Origin of the sequence: Catellatospora sp. KI3 (assembly GCF_029948125.1) — a bacterium.
Lineage (GTDB): Bacteria > Actinomycetota > Actinomycetes > Mycobacteriales > Micromonosporaceae > Catellatospora.
Map to the genome: position 1 here is coordinate 286,513 of NZ_JASAMB010000005.1, position 18,497 is coordinate 305,009.

Below are 18,497 nucleotides of genomic sequence, written 5' to 3' on the forward strand. Positions count from 1 at the left end.
TGAGGCGAGCCGAGTCTGCCACGCGCGTCCGGGCCGGCGCAACCGGAACAGGCGGGCCGCCCCGGTTGCGCCCGCGGCCGGGGCGAGGCGGCCGGGACCGTGCACCGGGCGGCTGACCGCAAGGAGCTGGTCGAGCGGGAGGGGCGGTTCCACGACGCGTTGACGGCGTTCGTCACGGCGGCGAGCGTGGAGGCGCGCTAGCCGAGCGGCCGTCCCGGGTCGGCAAGCCGTCGGCAAGCTATCCATGATGCTCGATGGGGCTGTTATATACAGGGACATCTGTGCGTCACCCCGCACGGACCGTTACCTGGGGAGAGCTCCATGAGACGTACCCTCGTCATCGCCACCGCTACCGCCGCCGCGCTGCTGGTCACAGGGGTCGCGGGCACCGCCGCATCCGGTGCGCCCCGACCGCGCCCGGACGCCGTCGCCACCGCGCTCGCGGTGCTCACCGCGCACCAGGCCGCCGCCGCGACCGAGACGTACACCCCGCTGGGGAGCGTGACCGACGCCGACGGCAGCGTGCACGTCCGCTTCGAACGCGCCTACCGGGGCCTGCGGGTGCACGGCGGCGACCTCGTCGTGCACCTGGACCGCACCGGTGCCGCCGCCGGGGCGGGCGACGGACTCGCCGCGCCGCTGGCGCTGTCCACCACGCCGCGCGTGAGCGCGACGGCGGCCGGCGCGGCGGCCGCGCGGGCCTTTCCCGGCCGCGTCACCTCGGTGGGCGCGCCCGAGCTCGTCGTCGACGCCGAAGCGGGCAGGCTGGCCTGGGAGACCGTGGTGCGCGGCTGGGCGCCCGACGGGCAGACCCCGTCGCGGCGGCACGTGCTGACCGACGCCGGAACCGCAGCGGTGTACGGGTCGTACGACGAGGTCGAGACCGTGTTCGGGATCGGCCGGGCCTACTACTCCGGGACGGTGCAGATCGACACCACGTTCACCGGCACCTCGTACGCGATGGTCGATCCGTCGCACGGGAGCAACCGCACCTGCGACATGCTCAACAGCACCAGCGGCCCCTGCGTGACCTTCACCGACGCCGACAACACGTGGGGCGACTTCGCCCTCACCAACCGGGCCAGCGCCGCCGCCGACGCCCACTTCGCCTCGGCGAAGACGTACGACTACTTCAAGTTCGTCCACGGCCAGAGCGGCCGCACCGGCAGCGGCGCCGGAATCGTCTCGCGGGTGCACTACGGCCACAACTACGTCAACGCGTACTACGACGGCACCCAGCTCACCTTCGGCGACGGCGCCGGCGACGCGCACCCGTTCACCGCGATCGACGTGGTGGGGCACGAGCTCGGCCACGGGTACACCGACGCCCTGGTGCCGCTGGTCTACAGCGGCGAGTCCGGCGGCATCGACGAGGCCAGCAGCGACATCTGGGCCACCATGGTCGAGTTCTACGCGGGCGCGCCCGGCGACCCCGCCGACTACACCATCGGCGAGGAGATCGACATCTACGGCACCGGCGCGCCGCTGTCCAACCTGTACAACCCGGCACTGGACGGGTCGTCGCACAGCTGCTGGTCGATCGACACCCCGCCCGCGGACCCGCACGTGTCGGCCGGGGTGGGCAAGCACTTCTTCTTCGACCTCGCCGAGGGCACCGGCGCCACCCGGTGGGGGTTCAGCCCCGTCTGCGGGTCGGCGGCCCCGGTGGTCGGCATCGGCCGGGCCAAGGCGGAGAAGATCTGGTACCGGGCGCTGAAGGTGTACGCCCTGTCCACGACCAAGTACGTCAACCCGGGCAGCCCCGGCACGACCATGCGGGCGCACACGCTGGCGGCCGCCGCCGACCTCTACGGCATGTGCTCGATCGAGTACAAGACCGTCAACGCCGCCTGGGCCGCCGTCAACGTCCCCGGCGCGACCCTGTGCGGATCACTCACCACCTCGCAGCCCTGAGCGTGAAGGCGGGCCCCTTCTACATCGGAATGCGATAAGAAGGGGCCCTTCCTTACCCTCTAAGCGGGTGGGAGGACGACGGTCCAGCCGATGGCGCGCGCGGAGGCGACGCTGCTGGTCGCCGTGGTCCCCGCCCACGGCCCCGCGGCGACGCCCGAGCTGTCGCCCGCGACCGTCGACAGCAGCCCGCCCCCGCTCCCGGTCGTCGACCGGCGGCTGGTCACCGTCGCGGGTACGGTCCAGACGGCGGTGCTGCTGAGCTTCTGCACCCAGTAGCTGACGACGGTCGAGCCGCCGGCGGCGACGGTGACCGGCGCGGTCGCGTGCGTGGTCTTGGTGGCGGCGTCCTCGAACGCCCCGCTGGCCGACACCGCCCCGGCGCCGGAGTACGCCAGCAGCACCATGCTCGTCTTCGTGATCGCGTCGAGGCTCGTCGACACGGCCGAGCCCGCGGTGCCCGCCACCGCCGTACGGGTGAACACCCAGGAGACCAGGTCGGTGCCGTCGGACTTGGTGCCGACCAGCGTCCAGCCGGTCGGGGTGGTCGTCGTGGCGCCCCGGTTGGCGGACAGGAACAGCACCAGCCGGTCGCCGGGCTGCACCGACGCCGGCACGGTCACCGCCGGGGTCTGCGTGTTGGCGTCGACGCCCGCCGAGGCCCGGAACGTGACCGTGCCCGGCGGCTGCGAGCTGACCGTGACGGTACGGGTGACCGTGCCGGTGGCGCCGTCGTCGTCGGTGACCGTCAGCGTCACCGGGTAGCTGCCCGCCGCGGCGTACGTGTGGGCGGGCGTGGTCCCGGCCCCGGTGGCGCCGTCGCCGAACGTCCACGCGTACGAGGCGATCGCGCCGTCGGTGTCGGCCGCGCCGGAGGCGTCGAAGGTGCAGGCCAGCAGGGTGCAGGAAGAGGTGAACGCGGCCGTCGGCGGCTGGTTGGCGGGCGGGGTGGTGCCGTTGGGCTTGAGCACCACCGACCACTGCTCGCCACCGCCGCCGGCGACGGTCACCCCGGACAGGCCCGCCACCGTGACGCCCCGGGTGCGGCTGGTGGTGGTGCCGTCGCCGAGCTGCCCGTTGGCGTTGTATCCCCAGGTCATGACGCTGCCGTCGGCCATCGCCGCGATACCGTGGTCGCGCCCGGAGGCGATCGAGACCGCCGAGGTCACGCCGAGCACCGACACGGGCCGGGTGCGGTTGGTCGTGGTGCCGTCGCCCAGCTCGTCGCGGTAGTTGCGGCCCCACGACAGCACCTGGCCGTCGGTGCGCAGCGCGTACGTGTGGTGGGCCCCCGCGGTGACCGCGCCGACGCCCGAGGCGATGACCTGCACCGGGGTGAGGCGGTCGGTGGTGGTGCCGTCGCCGACCTGGCCGTAGAGGTTCCAGCCCCAGGCCCACACCGAGCCGTCGCTCAGCCGGGCCACCCCGTGGTCGCGGCCGCCCGCGATCGAGGTGACGTTGCCCAGGGTGCCGACGCGTACCGGGCTGGTGCGGGTGGTCCGGGTGCCATCGCCGAGTTCGCCGTTGTCGTTGAGGCCCCAGGCGACGGTCCAGCCGTTGGCGCGTACGGCGTAGCTCATGTCCCGCCCGGCGGCGATCAGCACCGCGTCGCTCAGGCCGGTGACCTGCACCGGCGCGGTGCGGGTGGTGGTCGAGCCGTCGCCGAGCTGCCCGGTGGTGTTCAGGCCCCAGGTGTAGACGGTGCCGGCGGCGGTGCGGGCCATCGAGTGGTTGTGCCCGGCGGCCACCTCGATCACGTTGCTGAGGCCGGGCACCTGCTGCGGCGTGGACCGGTTGGTGAGGTTGCCGAGGCCGAGCTGGCCCTGCTCGCTGCTGCCCCAGGTCCAGACGTGGCCGGCGGAGTCCAGCGCGACCGCGTGCTCGCGGCCGCCCGCGATCTGCACGATGTCGGTGAGGCCGGGCACCGCCCCGGCGGTCAGGCGCGCGGTGGTGGTGCCGTTGCCGAGCTGCCCGAACCCGTTGCCGCCCCAGGTGTACGCCGTGTAGGTGACCACATCGGCCTGCGCCCCGGTGCCTCCCGCGGGCAGGATGACCGCCACGAGCAGGCCCACCAGGGCCGCGCGCAGGTACCTTGTGGACATTCGCATGGAGGCCTCCCAGCCGCGGGTCGGCGAGAATCTAACCCGCGTGGCGAGCGGTGCGCAGCGTCGGTTCAGTCGACAATTCCGGCCGTACATCCACGGGCGGTCGCACGCTCGTTCCGCGTCGGTACCGGACGACTGAACCGCTGCCTGAGGCTGAACGAGGTGATCAAGGAATACCTGCGTACGCAGTGGCGGCAGGATTTCCAGAGCACCCTCAAGGACGCGGTGGAGGCGTTCCGGGGCGCCGACAGCAGCGGCGGGGATTTCGAGAGCAGGTTCAAGCCGAAGCCGACGGATATGGACAGCCTCTCCTGCAAGCTCTGACCCGCGGACGCTGACCGTCCGGCACCGAGGACCGGTGCCGGACGGTTCCGCACAGTGATCCAGGTTCCTAGGACGGCCTGGAGGTTGTGCGCCGGATTTCACCGAACCCCCCGCCTTGGGCGGTCTGTGCACGCATGCTGGGCTTCGGGACCGTCGGACGCCTGCGGGCGCGGGAGTGTGGTGCGGATGACCGCGGCTGCGGACGCCGGGAACAGGACGTTCACCCAGCGGATGCTGGACGGGATCGAACGGGTCGGCAACAAGGTCCCGCACCCCGTCATGATCTTCCTGTACCTGATCCTGCTGATCATCATCCTGTCGGCGGTGTTCGCCGCGTTCGGCGTGAAGGTGACGTACGAGACCGCCGCCCCCGGTCCGGTCGTGGCCGGAGAGACCTACCCGGGCGGCACCATCGAGCCGTCCCTGGACGTCCCGCCGGAGGAGCTGTACCACCCCGAGGTGAAGACCCACACCGAGACCACCGAGATCAAGAGCCTGCTCACCGCCGACGGGATCCGGTTCATCTTCACCTCGGCGGTCAGCAACTTCACCAACTTCGGCGTCGTCGGCGTCATCCTCGTCGCCATGATCGGCGTCGGCCTGGCCGAGCGGGCCGGGCTCATCGGCGCGCTGATCCGCAGGCTGGTGGCGGTCGCTCCGCCGTGGTCGCTGACGTTCATCATCGTGCTGGTCGGCATCCTGTCGTCGATCGCCTCCGACGCCGGATACCTGGTGCTCATCCCGCTGGGCGCGGTCGCCTTCCTGAGCGTGGGGCGGCATCCGCTGGCCGGGCTCGCGGCGGCGTTCGCGGCCGTCGGCGGCACGTTCATGGTCAATGTGCTGATCACCCCGACCGACGGCATCATCACCGAGATCACGAACGAGGCGATCGCGCTCGCCGACCCGACCCAGAAGATCGGTCTGACCGCGAACATGCTGTTCGCCATCGGGTCGACCGTCTTCCTGGCATTCCTGATCACGTTCGTGACTGAGAAGGTGATCGAGCCCCGGCTGGGGAAGTTCACCGGGACCGTGTCCAACGAGGCCACCGACGTGCCGGACGCCAACCCGGCCGAGGGCCACGCCGACGCCGCCGGGCAGGCGCGCGGGCTGCGGTACGCGCTGTGGGGGCTGCTCGGCGTGCTGGCGCTGCTCCTGCTGCTGTCGGTGCCGCCGAAGCCGTGGGGCATCCTGCGCAACCCGGTCACCGGCAGCCTCGTCGAGGACTCGCCGCTGATGGACAGCCTGATCTTCATCATCATGCTGGTGTTCCTGGTCTGCGGCCTGTGCTACGGCGCGGGCGCCGGCACGCTGCGGGGCAGCGCGGCGGTGATGGACGCGATCACCAAGACGTACGCCGGGCTCGGCGGGCTGATCTTCATGCTGCTGGTGATCGCCCAGTTCATCGCGTACTTCAACTACACCAACATGGCCACCGTCGCGGCGGTGAAGATGGCCGACGGGCTGGAGCGGGCCAGCATCGGGCCGCTGTGGCTGCTCATCGGGTTCATCCTGGTGGTGCTGCTGCTGGACATCATCATCCCGGGCGTCATCCCGAAGTGGGCCATCTTCGCGCCCATCTTCGTGCCGCTGTTCCTGCGCCTGGGCGTGGCGCCGCAGACCGTGCTGGCCGCCTACCGGGTCGCCGACTCGCCGATGAACGTGGTCACCCCGCTGATGGTGTACCTGCCGTTCATCGTGCTGCTGGCGCAGAAGTACAAGAAGGAGGCGGGGGTCGGGACGGTGATCTCGCTGATGATCCCGTACACGATCATCATCGCGGTGGCCTGGACGCTGTTCTTCGTGGCCTGGTATCTGCTGGGCATCCCGCTCGGCCCGGGGGCCCCGGTCCACCTCGCACCCTGAGGCCCGCGCCGTGAGCCGGCTGGGCCGCTCCCTGGCCGCAAGCAGCGATCTCCTGAGAAAGATCACCCGTTGGTGTCCGGATGTCGGCGCGAACCGCAGCATCTGACCGCAGTAGCCGATCTCCGCTGGATGATCGGCTACTGCGGTCACGTAGCGGTGCGCTGCGGGCGGCTGCCGCGCGGGTCGGCGGGCCGCCGTGCCCGCGATCTAGGATGCGGGAATGGCGCTGCTGTACAAGGCTGAGATCAATCCGACCAAGCTGGAACTGCTGGCGGCGTGGCTGCCGACCCGTCCGTGGTACGACGGCCCGGCCGACCCGGACCTGGCGCGCATCGCGGCGTGCCGGTTCGACGACCCGGCGGGTCAGGTCGGCGTGGAGACCCTCGTCGTGCGCGCCGGTGAGGGCCCGCTGCTGCACACCCCGCTGACCTACCGCGACGCGCCGCTCGACGGCGCGGAGCAGTGGCTGGTCGGCACGACCGAGCACTCGGTGCTGGGCAAGCGCTGGGTGTACGACGCCTGCGGCGACCCGGTCTACGCGGCCGCCCTGGCCGAGGCGATCCTCACCGGCTCGGGTGAGGCGGCGGAGTTCGTCGAGGAGGACGGCCGGGCGGTGCCGCGTACGCCCGCGATGACGGTGCGCGGCACGGGCGCCGCGTCGGCGGTGCCGCCGCTGGCCGGGGCGGCCGCGACCGACGGCGATCCGGCGCTGCTGTCGGCCGGTTCGCTGGAGCTGGCGGTGGCCCGGGTGCTCGACCCGGCGGCGGAGTCCGGCGAGCGGCTCGCGCTGCACGGTTCGTGGCCGGGTTCGGCCGCGACGGTGACGCTGGCCTGGGTGCGTTGACGGCACCGGCTGCCCCGGGCCGCTGGTGCGACGGCGCGGGGCAGCCGATACCTGGTCAGGCGCCCCAGATCCGGTGGGCGTAGTCGAGGAAGTTGCGGCCCATGATCTTCTCGATCCGGCCGGAGGAGAAGCCGCGCTGCTCCAGCAGCGTGATGAGCTGCCGGAACTGGTCGACGCCGCGCAGGTCGACGACGAACGGGAAGGTGTCGGCGCGTTCGCCGGCGGCGCCGACTCCGGCGGCCTGGCGCTGGGCGACGTGCTCGGCGAGCTGGGCGCGGTAGCCGTCGAGGTCGTCGATGGAGGTGACGGCGCCGTCGGTGCCGATGCCGACGGTGTCCTCGCCGCAGACGTTGACGGCGTGGGCGATGTGCTCGACGACGTCTGCGGCGGTGGCGTGGCCGGTGGGGTTGAGGAACGGCATGAAGTAGATGCCGACGAAGCCGCCCTGCTCGGCGACGAGGCGCAGTTCCTCGTCGGTCTTGTTGCGGGGCAGGTCGGTCAGGGCGCGGCAGCCGGTGTGGTTGATGGACACGGGGCGGGTGGCGGTGCGGATGGTGTCCAGGCAGGTGTTCTCGCCGCTGTGGGACAGGTCGACCATGATCTGGTGCTGTTCGAGGGCGGCGACGACGTCGCGGCCGAACGGGGTGAGGCCGCGGTTGTCCGGTGCCATGGAGCCGTCGCCGATGTGGTTGGCCTGGTTGTAGGTGAGCTGGATGACGCGTACGCCGCGGCGGGCGAATTCGGCGATGCGGTCGAGGTCGTCGCCGACGGCGACGGCGTTCTGGAAGCCGTAGATGACGCCGATCCTCCGGTCGCGACGGGCGGCGCGGATGTCGGCGGCGGTGCGGACCTTGAGCAGGTCGTCGGGGTGCTGGTCGATGATGGCGTCCCAGACGTCGAGCTCGTGCAGGGTGTGCTCGTACGGGGGCAGGTCGCCGAGGGTGTAGCCGAGGGTGATGTTGACGGCGGTGAGGCCGGAGGCGTGCGCGTCGGCGATGGTGCGGGCGTCGATGGTGAGTTCGTCGCTGGTCTGGATGAGTTTGCTCGCCGCGTCGGCGGAGTGGGGGGCGTTGGGGTTGTCCAGGGCGCCCAGCGCGTTGATGATCATGTAGTCGGTGGCGGTGCTCATCAGGCGGGCGTTCCCTTCGGCTGGGCGTAGTCGGCGCGGTAGTAGCGGCGGCCGCGTTTGACGGTGAACTCGACGGTGCGGATGCTCTCCAGGTCGGCGACCGGGTCGGCGGCGAGCACGACCAGGTTGGCGAGTTTGCCCGCCTCGACGGTGCCCATCCGGTCGGCGGCGCCCATGCTCATCGCGCCGACCAGGGTCGCGCAGCGGATGACCTGCTCGGCGGGGATGCCGCAGCGGCGCCACAGGAACAGCATCTCCTCGTGCAGCGACGGGAAGGGCTGGTCGGGGTCGGTCTCGTAGTCGGTGCCGGTGCTGACGGGCACGCCGGCGTGGAAGGCGTCGGCGGTGAGGCGGATGGACAGGTCGATGTTGGCCAGGGCGCGTTCGCGGGCGGCGTCGTCGTCGGCCTGCTCGGCCATCCACGTCCACATGCTCGCGGTGGCGTCGAGTACGGTGCCGCGGGCGATCATCTGGTCGTAGAGGGTGTCCAGGGCGGGGTGGCCGTCGCGGACCAGGGCGGCGGTGTCGATGGGCGCCTTGGTCTTGTACCTGGTCAGCGACTCGGCGGCGGTCTGCTGGGCGAGCAGGGTGACGTGCGAGACGGCGTCGACGCCGGCGTCGACGACCTCGGCGGGGGTAGCCGGGAAGACGGCGGCGTGGGCCCATACGTCGATGCCCTGGCGGTGCGCCTCGGCGGTGATCGCGGCGACGGTGCGGGCGGGCAGGTCGGCGTAGACCTTGATGGCGGTGGCGTGGGTGCCGCGCGCCATCGCCACAGCCAGCGGCAGTTCGGTGTGGTCGTCGATGGCCTGCATCCACGGGACGTGGCCGGGGGTCTCGCCCTGCGACACCTGCCAGGTGCGGGGGTCGTCGAAGAAGCCGGGTCCGGCCATCAGGGCCGCGTAGTGGATGTCGGGGCCGGGGATCTCGCCGACCAGGCAGGCGCGGGTGAGGTCGGCGATCTGGCGCAGGTCGTCGGCCATGTCGCGGATGGCGGTGACGCCGCCGTACACCTGGCGGCGCAGGGCGGCCTCGGCGACGGGCCGGTTGGGCGGGGTGGCCAGGTGCTGGTGGGAGTCGATCAAGCCGGGCAGGACGTAGCGGCCGGTGAGGTCGATGACGGCGGCGCCGTCGGGCACCTCGGTGTCGGCGTCGGGGCTGACCTGGGTGATGACCTGGCCGTCGACCAGGATCGTGATCCCGGTGCGGGCGGGTTCGCCGGTGCCGTCGATGAGGGTCGCGTTCCGGTACGCCACCACGGAGCCCGGAGCTGCCGGGGCGTAGGGCGTGGGGGCGCCCTCGTCCTCGTGTGCCATCGTCGCCACCTCCGCTTTCTGAACCGTACTTGTTACAGCAGCTGTAACACTTGTATCGTTGCCTGAAACTCCCGGGTACTGTACCCGCTGCCAGCCGCGCCACGCGAGGCCCGGGCATCGTGCAGTTCCGGGGAAAGTGCACGAAACGTGCCGAAGATCCGTGCACTTTCCCCGGAACTGCACGGATCTTGAGCGAGGCGGGCGGCGCACGCCCGATACGGAAGGAGCGGTGACGTGCCACGATCTGCCAGCTCCGCGGTGGACAAGGCGCTGGACCTGATCGAGGCCGTGGCCCGCGCCGACCGGCCCCGGCGCCTGGGTGAGCTGGCCCAGGCCGTCGGCCTGCACCGGGCCACCGCCTACCGGGTGCTGCTCGACCTGGTCGCGCGCGGCTGGGTGCTGCGCGTCGGCGAGCACTACCTGCCCGGCGCCGCCGCGCTGCAGGTGTCGCGGGCGGCCGCGGCGAACTCGCTGGCCGCGCTCGGCCACCCGGTGCTGGCGCGGCTGGCGCAGGACACCGACATGATGGTGAACCTGCAGGTGCTGGAGGCCGACCGGTCCCGGGTCGTGGACGCGGTCCGCCCGGCGCGGCTGCAGATGATCAGCGACCTGGTCGGCGAGGCGCTGCCGGTGCACCGGTTCGCCGGGCCGCTGGCGCTGGTGGCGCAGCTGGATCCCGCCGCGCGCGAGCCGTACCTGGTGCCCGCGCGCGAGGCCGGCTATCCGCTGGACGGCCCGCAGGGGCTGCGCGTAGACCTCGACCGGGCCCGTGCCGACGGCTACGCGCTGGAGCGCGGCCGCAACGACAAGCTCATCGCCTCGATCAGCCGCGCGGTCGTGTCGCCCGGTGGCGTGCCGCTGTGCGCGGTGACCGTCGTCGGCCCCGACGCCGAGTTCGACGACGCGCGTGTGGCGCGGCTGCGCGAGCGGCTGGCCGAGGCGGGCGCCGCCCTGGGCACCACCCTGACCACCCTCACCGGCGACGGGAGCAGTCCGTGAACGGCGTCCGCATCCTGGACCGCGACCAGACCCGGGCCGGGCTCGATCCGCTGCGGGTGCTCGACGCGGTCGCCGCCGCGCTGGTGGCGCTCAGCCGCGGCGAGGTGTCGGCGCCGCCGCGCATCGCGGCCATGGCACCGGCGGGGCTGCTCGGCGCGATGCCGGCGTACGTGCCGGGCCTGGGCCTGGCCGCGAAACTGGTCTCGGTCTTCGCCGCGCCGGGGCAGCCCGGTCGCAGCACCCACCGCGGCATCGTCGCCCTCTACGACGAGCACGACGGCGCCCCGGTGGCGCTGCTGGACGCCGAGCCGCTCACCGCCGTACGCACCGCGGCCTCGGCGACGCTGAGCATGCGCGCCCTGGCCCCGGACCCGGCGCGCATCGCCGTGCTCGGGGCGGGGGTGCAGGCCCGCGCGCAGTTGGAGCTGCTGGCCGCGCTCGGGGTCGACGTGCCGGTCACCGTCGGCGGGCGCGACCCGGACCGGGTGGCGGCGCTGGTCGCCGACCACCCGTTCGCCACCGCGGCCGGCATCGAGGCGGCCGTGCGCGGCGCCGACGTGGTCTTCTGCTGCACGGGCGCCCGCGAGCCGCTGTTCCCGAGGGCGTGGTTGGCCGACGGGGCGCATGTCAGTTCGGTGGGCGGCTCGCACGGGTCCGAAGTGGATGCTGCCACGATCGCCGAATCCGCCCTGTTCGCGGAGTGGCCGGGGGCGGCCGCCGCGCCGCCGCCCGCGGGGGCGTACGAGCTGCAGAGCGTCGACCCGGCCCGGGTGGTGCTGCTCGGGTCGGTTTTGGACGGTCGGCATCCGGGGCGCGGCGACGGCCTGTCGGTGTACAAATCCACTGGTCACGCGGCCCTCGACGTAGCCGCGGCCGCGGTCGTGCACGCCTGGGCGGTGGCCGGCGGGGTCGGCACCGTGCTCGGGCGGTGACCGTAAGGTATCCACTAATTCGCATGGACCGTCTACGCTGGCGCGGGTGATCACGACTTCGCCGTGGAGCGCGGGCGAGGCCTTGGCGTACGCGCACGCCGGCGGCCCGCGCCCGTACGACGAGATCGGCTCCCGGCTGCGCTCGGCCGCCCCGCACACCGGGGCGGTGCCGCTGCGCACCATCACCGACCTGCGCCGCGAGCGCGACGTGCGCACCCGCGGCCGCCTGCCAGCCCGGCTGCAGGGCCTGCTCGACAACGCCGACCGGCTCGCCCACCGCCCGATCGACCTGCCGACGGTCTCGGGCCGGATGGGCTGGGAGGTCCGCGGCGAGGTGATCCACCTGACCGTGCACCCGGACGGGCAGCCGCCGCAGGTGTGGTCGTTCCCGCTGACCGCCCCGCCGACGCTGCTGCGCGACCAGGCCGAGGACGACGACGTGCCCGCCGGGGCGAACCAGACCCACCGCATCGAGCTGGCGGGGGTGCGCTGGCTTCCGCTGCCGACCCTGGCCGCCACCGGCCGCCTGCTGCGCATGCAGGACTGGCGCGAGCAGCTCGTCGGCGAGGTCCACCCCGGACGGCTGTACCTGTTCGTGTCGCACCGCTGGCTCACCCCCGACGAACCGGACCCGGACGGCACCCAGGCGTGCGTGCTGGCCTGGCACCTGCTGTCGGCGGTGTGCGAGGCGGTGCGGGTGGCGCACCTGCGCGGGCTGCGCCGGCCGCGCCGCCGCAGCACCATCCTGGGCGTGCCGATCGGGATGGCGGGCACGGAGCTGGCCGAGGCGATCATCGTGAACGTGCTGCGGCCGCTGCTCGACGACGACGCGCTGTCGGTGCTGTACACGGAGGTCGGCGCCCTGGACGCGCTGACGGTCGACCAGGGCCTGGCCGCGGCGCTGGCCGACCCGGGCCTGTCCCGGCTGCGCGACATCGCGGGCAGCTCGCAGCTGCTGCGCGCGGTCCTGGACCGGATCATGCTGTGGTACGACTACGCCTGCCTGCCCCAGCGCCCCCACGCCGACGCCGACGAGGTCCGCGCGTTCGAGCAGGGGCTGCGCGAACTGCGCGCCTACCAGCTCATCGGCCGTACCGTGGTGATGCTCGACGACGTCGACGCGCACCTGGCCAGCGCCTGGTGCACGCTGGAGGCGCTGGTCGCCGACGCCCAGCACACCGGCCTGCACCTGCTGCCCGGCGGCCCGGTGCCCGCCGAGGCGGCCGAGGAGTCCGCCCGGTTCCTGCGCGACGCGCTGGCCGACCGCCCGCACCTGGTGTGGCGGGCGCTGCTGGACACCGAGGTGTTCGGGCTGCAGGACCGGGTCGCGTGCATGGCGCGGCTGGGCCTGACCGCCACCCGCCCCGGCGACCTGCCGCTGGTCTACCAGCACCTGCTGACCCTGGGCGCGCCGCAGGGCGTGCACGTCGACGACGCCGAGGTGCTGACCGGGGTGTTCCCGCTGCCGGTGGCCGGGCCGGACGTGGTGGTGCCGGTCGACACGGCCTGGACCGCCCGGCCGGTGCCGCCCGGCGGGGCCGGGCTCGACGCGACGGCGGCCCTGCGGCTGACCGGCGGCCCCGGCCCCGACCTCGCGTACGGGGCGCCCTGGCAGCGCTGGGGCACCGGCGCGCACGCCGTGATCGTGGCCGCGTGCGAAGCCGAGGCGGTCCTGGTCGCCACGTGGGTACGCGCCCACGCCGCGGATCTGGCCGCCGCGCTCGGCGGGCCGGTCGGCTCGCTGAGCTGGCTGGCCAGCGACATCGCCCCGGTCGGGCACCTGCCCGGCGGGGCGCTGCGCACCGCCGCGATCGAGGCCGACCAGTGGGTGCTGCTCACCTCCACCGCCCGGCTGCGGCACTGCGCCGCGACCGCGGCGGTGGTCACCGCGGTCACCGCCGCCGGGCTGCCGCTGCGGCACGTGGCACTGGACCGCGGCGGCGGCAACGTCACCGTGCTGCCGCCCGGCGACCCCGGCGACAAGCGGGTGCGGCGGGTGCCCGCCGACCGGGTGCGCCACGCCGACATCCCCGGCGGGATCTTCCGCGCCGGGCTGATCCCGCTGGCCTACGCGGTGTCCGGAGCAGACCGGTGAGCGCCCCCGACCCGACCGAGCGCTGGCAGCGGGCGTACGCGCAGGCGCAGCAGTCGGCCGCCGCCGCCGACCACGCCGACAGCGCCGCGCTGCTGCGCGAGGTGCTGACCGAGATGTCGTGGTCCGACACCGTGCCCGGCGGCCTGGCCGCCCAGGTGCGCGGCCTGGCCGGGGTCGCCGCGCTGCACCTGGGCGACTACGCCGGCGCGGTGGCCCACACCGAGCAGGCGCTGCGGCTGTGCGAGACGGTCGGCGACGCCGCCGGTGCGGCGGTCTACACCGCGAACCTGGAGCTGGCGCGGCTGGCCGAGGGCGCCGGCCGCGGCGACCCCGCGTCGCTGCGCACCATCGACGTGCGCCGCCGCATCGGGCAGGCGCAGGACCTGTCCGACAGCGGCCGGTACGCGGCCAGCAACGGCGTGCTGCGGGGCCTGCTCACCGACGCCGCCCCGGAGACGGTGCGGCACCTGGCCAAGGTGTACGGGCTGCTCGGCCTCAACCTGTACCGGCTCGGTCAGCTGGAGGCCGCCCGCAACCACACCGAGGCGGCCCTGGCCCAGTGCCGCCGCACCGGCGACGCCGACGGGGTGCGGATCTACACCGCGAACCTGGCCGCCATCGGCTGAGCCAAACCGGCTCCGCCGCGCGCGCCGCGACGGCAGACTGCAGAGATGAGCGGCGGAGCCGATGCCCGGGACCTGCCCGCCGACGTGGACCTGCTGGCCCTGGTACGGCGCTTCGAACCGGTGCTGCGCTTCACCGCGGGCGAGCTGTTCTTCCCGATGACCGTCGAGCAGTACCTGTCCGGCGCCGCGCTGTGGCTGGCCCCGGCGCGCGGCCGCGCCCCGGCGGTGCTGCTGGTCGACCACGGTGACCTCGACCCGGACGGCCTGGCCCGCGCCGCCCGCGAGCACCCGGTCGACCGGCTGTTCCTGCGCTACGCCGCCCAGTCGCTGCGCCGCCGGGAGCTGCGCCAGTGGCGGCGCCGCGCGGACCGGCCCGCCTTCCACGGCGTGTCCCGGCTGGCCGCCGTCGGGCTGCTGGGCCGGTTCATCGACTCGGGCATGCGCCTGTCGCTGATCATGCGCGGGCGGGTGCCCGGCGGCCTGGTCGCCGCCGGGCAGCAGCGCTACGCCGGGACCGGGCCGCCGCGCGAGGCCTACCACGCCCACGTCAGCACCGACGGCGGCTACGTGGTGCTCCAGTACTGGTTCCTGTACGCGATGAACGACTGGCGGTCCACGTTCGCCGGGGTCAACGACCACGAGGCCGACTGGGAGCAGCTGACGCTGTACCTGGTCGACACCGGCCGCCCCGGGCCGCCCGAGCAGCGGTACGACCTGGCGTGGGTGGCGCTGTCGGCGCACGACGAGGTCGGCGACGACCTGCGCCGCCGCCCCGACGACCCCGACCTGACCTGGGTCGACGGCACGCACCTGGTCGGCAACGCGGGCGCGGGCTCCCACTCGGGCGCCTACCTGCCCGGCGACTACCTGGTCCGGGTCCAGCCGCCCGCGCTGGCGCGGTTCATCGCCGGGTACACCGCGGTGCGGTCGGTGCTGTTCCCGTGGACGCGCGGGCGGCCCTCGCTCGGCGTCGGCATCCCGTACGTCGACTACCGGCGCGGCGACGGCGTGCGGGTCGGGCCGGGCACCGGCCGGGAGTGGACCCCGGTCCTGATCGACTCGCGGACCCCGTGGGTGCGCGACTACCGGGGGCTGTGGGGGCTGGACACCGACGACCCGTTCGGCGGCGAGCGGGCCCCGGCCGGGCCCCGCTACGAGCGCAGCGGCGCCATCCGGCAGTCGTGGGCCGACCCCGTCGGCTGGGCCGGACTGGACCGGGTGCCGCCCGAGGCCGACGCGGCCGCCGCCCGTACCGCCCGGATCGCCGAACTGGAGCAGCTCATCGGCGGCCTCGACGGGCAGATCGCGGCCGGGCAGCAGGAGCTGCGCCGGGCCGGCGCGGGCGTGGCGGCGCTGCCGCCGACGGTCACCGGGGCCCGGCGCGGCGGCGACGGCGCCGCCGAGCGGCTGGCCGAGCGCGAGGCGGAGGTGGCGGGCCTGCGGTCGCGGCGCCGGGCCGCGGTCAACGAACGCGACCAGCTGTGCCAGGTCGCCGACGCGGGGGTACGGCCCGACCCGCACGCGCACCTGCGCCACCGGGCCGTACCGGACGTGACCACCTCGGCCGGGGTGCTGCTGCGGTTCTGGACCGGGGCGTCGCTGTCGATCCTGCTGCTCCTGCTCGGCGTCGGGCTGCTGCTCGACCTCGGCCCGGTGCTGTGGGTGACCGTGATCGCGGTGCTGGCGGTGATGGGCGTCGAGGCGGTGCTGCGCGGGCGGCTGCTGGTGTTCCTGCTCGGCCTCGCCATCGTCGCCGCGGTCTGGTACGTGGTCTGGCTGCTGCTGACCAACCTGCGGGTCGCGGTCGGCGTGCTGGCCGTCGCGGCGGCGGTCGCCATCGGCGTGGCCAACCTGCGCGGTCTGCTCGACCGCCGCTGACCCGGCGTGGCCAGGACGCTTTGCCCACCGCGCGGTGCATGCTGAGCGGGTCGGCCGCGGCGGGGGAGAGGTGGGCTGCCGGTGTTGCGATGGCATGAGGTGTACGGCGGAAAGACCCCTCCGCCGGGCGGGGTCGTGGCCCCCGACGAGCGGCTGTCGTGGCCGCGCATGGCCGGGCTGGGCGCGCAGCACGTGGTCGCGATGTTCGGCGCCACGTTCGTGTTCCCGGTCGTGATGGGCCTCAACCCGCAGCTGGCGATCATGGTCAGCGGCGTGGCCACCATCGTGTTCCTGCTGATCGTGCAGGGCCGGGTGCCAAGCTACCTGGGCACCTCGGCGTCGTTCGTCAGCGCCGTGGCCGCCATCCGCGCCCAGGGCGGCGACTCCGCCCAGGTCACCGGCGCGATCCTGATCGCCGGTGCGGTGCTGGCCCTGGTCGGCCTGCTCATCCACCTGCTGGGCTTCCGGGTGCTGCACGCGGTGCTGCCGCCGGTGGTGACCGGCGCGGTCGTCATGCTGATCGGGTTCAACCTGGCCCCGGTCGTGGCGAAGGTGTACTGGCCGCAGGACCAGTGGGTGGCGCTGGCGGTGATGCTGTTCGTCATCGTGGTCGCCGTCGCCGCCCGCGGCTTCGTCGGCCGCATCGCCATCTTCCTGGGCCTGGTCTTCGGGTACGCGCTGTCGTGGCTGCTCGACCGCGTCGCCGGTCCGATCACCTCGGTGCTGCCCGGCGGCAGCGGCCCCACCACCCACGACCGGGTCGACTGGTCCGGGGTGGCCGCCGCGCCGTGGCTCGGGTTCCCGCCGCACACCGGCACCGACGCCAACGGCAACGAGATCGCCGGCTGGCACCTGCCCCAGTTCGAGTTCGCGTTCATCCTGCTGGTCCTGCCCGCGGTCGTGGCGCTGATCGCCGAGAACGCCGGCCACGTCAAGGCCGTCGCCGAGATGACCGGCCACGACCTCAACCCGGTCATGGGGCGGGCCATCGGCGCCGACGGCGTGGCGACGGTGCTGGCCAGCACCGTCGGCGGCTCGCCGACCACGACGTACGCGGAGAACATCGGGGTCATGGCCGCGACCAGGATCTACTCCACGGCCGCGTACTACCTGGCGGCGCTGGTCGCGATCCTGTTCGGGTTCTCGCCCAAGTTCGGGGCCGTCGTGTCGGCCACCCCCGGCGGCGTCCTCGGCGGCATCACCGTCGTCCTGTACGGCATGATCGGCCTGCTCGGCGCCAAGATCTGGAAGGAGAACGGGGTCGACTTCGGCAACCCGATCAACCTGGTGCCGCTGGCCGCCGGGATCATCATCGCCATCGGCGACACGTCGCTGGTGTTCAGCCCGACGTTCACCCTCGGCGGCATCGCCCTGGGCACCATCGTCACCATCGTCGGCTACCACCTGGCCCGCTGGCTGGCCCCCGAGCACCTGCGCGAGCAGCAGCGCCACGAGCACACCGCCGCCGGCACCGTCCCCTACGACGAACGCCGCGGCATCGCCGACGCCTGAACGGGTGATCGGCCGAGCGGATGGGATCCGTGCGCCGCGAGATGGCTGCTGACATGGGATGACACACTGTCCGATGTGCTCACCTCCCACCGGAGCCGCCGCTCGAACCCGAGCCGGTCGAGGACCACCGACCGGCTCGACTACGGCCTGACCGTGCTGTCGCTGCCGCTGGAGCGGTCGCTGCTGGAGTCGCTGGCCCGCAACCGGCGCCCCGACATGCCGCAGGACGTCGACTGCGGCATCGCCGTGGACTGAGCGAAAGTTCCCCCGAACGTCCAGCGGGCGGGAAACCGGCCGTCCGGTGCGGGCGGCGCCGCTAGCGTCGGGCCGATGAGAGACGGCACCTCGCCGGTATGGCGCACCGCGGACCCCGACGACGCCGAGGCCGTCGCGAACCTGCACGCCGACAGCTGGCGCCGCCACTACCGCGGCGCGTTCGCCGACGCGTTCCTCGACGGCGACGTCCTGGCCGACCGGCGTGCCGTGTGGACGGCCCGGCTGGCCGCACCCGGCCGCGGCGTCACCATCCTGGCGCGGGACGGCGCCGGACTCGCCGGGTTCGTGCACGTGGTGCTCGACGAGGACGACCGCTGGGGCAGTTTCGTCGACAACCTGCACGTCGTCGCCGACCGCCACCGCACGGGCCTCGGCACCGGGCTGATGGCCCGCGCCGCCCGCACCGTGCTCGCCTCGGCCGCGACCCCGGCGCTGTACCTGTGGGTGCTGGAGCAGAACACCGCCGCCCAGGGCTTCTACCGGGCCGTCGGCGGCACGGCCGCCGAGCGCGCACCGGTCGGGCCGCCGGGCGGGGTGCCGGGACGGCTGCACGGCACCCCAGCCAAGCTGCGGTTCACCTGGCCCGACGTCGCGCGGCTGGCCGCCCGGCCGGACCCGCCCGGCGGCCGCTGACCCTCGTCAGCCCAGCACCACCGTGAACTCCTGCTCCCACCGCACCGGCTG

At 73.8% G+C, this 18,497-nt stretch carries 15 protein-coding genes; 12 read left to right on the forward strand and 3 right to left on the reverse strand.

Annotated features, from left to right (window positions below; all coding sequences use genetic code 11):
• The first annotated feature begins 321 nt into the window (after positions 1-321).
• Complete coding sequence (locus QEZ54_RS11545) at positions 322-1,914, forward strand: M4 family metallopeptidase (protein ID WP_281304537.1); 1,593 nt, start codon at positions 322-324, stop codon at positions 1,912-1,914.
• Between the two features lie 59 nt (positions 1,915-1,973).
• Here the strand turns inward: QEZ54_RS11545 and QEZ54_RS11550 are convergent, their stop codons facing one another.
• Complete coding sequence (locus tag QEZ54_RS11550) at positions 1,974-4,019, reverse strand: PKD domain-containing protein (protein WP_281304538.1); 2,046 nt, start codon at positions 4,017-4,019, stop codon at positions 1,974-1,976.
• Positions 4,020-4,178: 159 nt separating this feature from the next.
• Between QEZ54_RS11550 and QEZ54_RS11555 the strand changes: the two genes are divergently transcribed.
• From QEZ54_RS11555 to QEZ54_RS11565, 3 genes are all read left to right on the forward strand, one after another.
• Positions 4,179-4,340: a hypothetical protein gene (locus QEZ54_RS11555; RefSeq protein WP_281304539.1), complete on the forward strand. Its 162-nt coding sequence runs from the start codon at positions 4,179-4,181 to the stop codon at positions 4,338-4,340.
• 186 nt (positions 4,341-4,526) lie between these two features.
• Positions 4,527-6,206: an AbgT family transporter gene (locus QEZ54_RS11560; protein WP_281304540.1), complete on the forward strand. Its 1,680-nt coding sequence runs from the start codon at positions 4,527-4,529 to the stop codon at positions 6,204-6,206.
• Positions 6,207-6,426: 220 nt separating this feature from the next.
• The gene (locus QEZ54_RS11565) at positions 6,427-7,050 is read left to right on the forward strand and encodes a hypothetical protein (RefSeq protein ID WP_281304541.1); all 624 of its coding nucleotides are present in this window, start codon (positions 6,427-6,429) and stop codon (positions 7,048-7,050) included.
• Positions 7,051-7,105: 55 nt separating this feature from the next.
• Here QEZ54_RS11565 and QEZ54_RS11570 read toward each other — a convergent pair whose 3' ends face one another.
• Complete coding sequence (locus QEZ54_RS11570) at positions 7,106-8,179, reverse strand: membrane dipeptidase (protein ID WP_281304542.1); 1,074 nt, start codon at positions 8,177-8,179, stop codon at positions 7,106-7,108.
• A complete protein-coding gene (locus tag QEZ54_RS11575; RefSeq protein ID WP_281304543.1) occupies positions 8,179-9,495 on the reverse strand; it encodes an amidohydrolase family protein in 1,317 nt (438 codons plus the stop codon). Before QEZ54_RS11575 ends, QEZ54_RS11570 begins: the two co-directional genes overlap by 1 nt.
• A 234-nt stretch (positions 9,496-9,729) precedes the next feature.
• Between QEZ54_RS11575 and QEZ54_RS11580 the strand changes: the two genes are divergently transcribed.
• The 8 genes from QEZ54_RS11580 to QEZ54_RS11615 all read left to right on the forward strand — a co-directional run bounded on the left by QEZ54_RS11580 (position 9,730) and on the right by QEZ54_RS11615 (position 18,446).
• Positions 9,730-10,494 carry a helix-turn-helix domain-containing protein gene (locus QEZ54_RS11580; protein ID WP_281304544.1) on the forward strand — a complete coding sequence of 255 codons (765 nt, stop codon included), beginning with the start codon at positions 9,730-9,732 and terminating at the stop codon, positions 10,492-10,494.
• Positions 10,491-11,426 (forward strand): NAD(P)-binding domain-containing protein, encoded by a 936-nt coding sequence (locus tag QEZ54_RS11585; RefSeq protein WP_281304545.1) that lies wholly within the window; start codon positions 10,491-10,493, stop codon positions 11,424-11,426. Before QEZ54_RS11580 ends, QEZ54_RS11585 begins: the two co-directional genes overlap by 4 nt.
• A gap of 46 nt (positions 11,427-11,472) precedes the next feature.
• Positions 11,473-13,521: a hypothetical protein gene (locus QEZ54_RS11590; RefSeq protein ID WP_281304546.1), complete on the forward strand. Its 2,049-nt coding sequence runs from the start codon at positions 11,473-11,475 to the stop codon at positions 13,519-13,521.
• Entirely contained in the window at positions 13,518-14,147 is a 630-nt protein-coding gene (locus QEZ54_RS11595) for a hypothetical protein (RefSeq protein ID WP_281304547.1), read from the forward strand. The genes QEZ54_RS11590 and QEZ54_RS11595 overlap by 4 nt, the downstream gene beginning before the upstream one ends.
• A gap of 45 nt (positions 14,148-14,192) precedes the next feature.
• Positions 14,193-16,025: a hypothetical protein gene (locus QEZ54_RS11600; protein ID WP_281304548.1), complete on the forward strand. Its 1,833-nt coding sequence runs from the start codon at positions 14,193-14,195 to the stop codon at positions 16,023-16,025.
• Positions 16,026-16,106: 81 nt separating this feature from the next.
• On the forward strand, positions 16,107-17,537 hold the full coding sequence (locus tag QEZ54_RS11605) for a solute carrier family 23 protein (RefSeq protein WP_281304549.1): 1,431 nt from the start codon (positions 16,107-16,109) through the stop codon (positions 17,535-17,537).
• Positions 17,538-17,612: 75 nt separating this feature from the next.
• Positions 17,613-17,792, forward strand: a complete 180-nt coding sequence (locus QEZ54_RS11610) for a hypothetical protein (protein ID WP_281304550.1) — start codon at positions 17,613-17,615, stop codon at positions 17,790-17,792.
• A gap of 75 nt (positions 17,793-17,867) precedes the next feature.
• Positions 17,868-18,446, forward strand: a complete 579-nt coding sequence (locus tag QEZ54_RS11615) for a GNAT family N-acetyltransferase (protein WP_281304551.1) — start codon at positions 17,868-17,870, stop codon at positions 18,444-18,446.
• The last annotated feature ends 51 nt before the right edge of the window (positions 18,447-18,497 follow it).

Bases quoted from the DNA above. Each gene is read 5' to 3' on its own strand.
- QEZ54_RS11600 (WP_281304548.1), top strand. From the start codon at position 14,193: ATGAGCGGCGGAGCCGATGCCCGGGACCTGCCCGCCGACGTGGACCTG.
- QEZ54_RS11615 (WP_281304551.1), top strand. From the start codon at position 17,868: ATGAGAGACGGCACCTCGCCGGTATGGCGCACCGCGGACCCCGACGAC.
- QEZ54_RS11570 (WP_281304542.1), bottom strand. From the start codon at position 8,179: ATGAGCACCGCCACCGACTACATGATCATCAACGCGCTGGGCGCCCTG.
- QEZ54_RS11550 (WP_281304538.1), bottom strand. From the start codon at position 4,019: ATGCGAATGTCCACAAGGTACCTGCGCGCGGCCCTGGTGGGCCTGCTC.
- QEZ54_RS11575 (WP_281304543.1), bottom strand. From the start codon at position 9,495: ATGGCACACGAGGACGAGGGCGCCCCCACGCCCTACGCCCCGGCAGCT.
- QEZ54_RS11560 (WP_281304540.1), top strand. From the start codon at position 4,527: ATGACCGCGGCTGCGGACGCCGGGAACAGGACGTTCACCCAGCGGATG.
- QEZ54_RS11565 (WP_281304541.1), top strand. From the start codon at position 6,427: ATGGCGCTGCTGTACAAGGCTGAGATCAATCCGACCAAGCTGGAACTG.
- QEZ54_RS11545 (WP_281304537.1), top strand. From the start codon at position 322: ATGAGACGTACCCTCGTCATCGCCACCGCTACCGCCGCCGCGCTGCTG.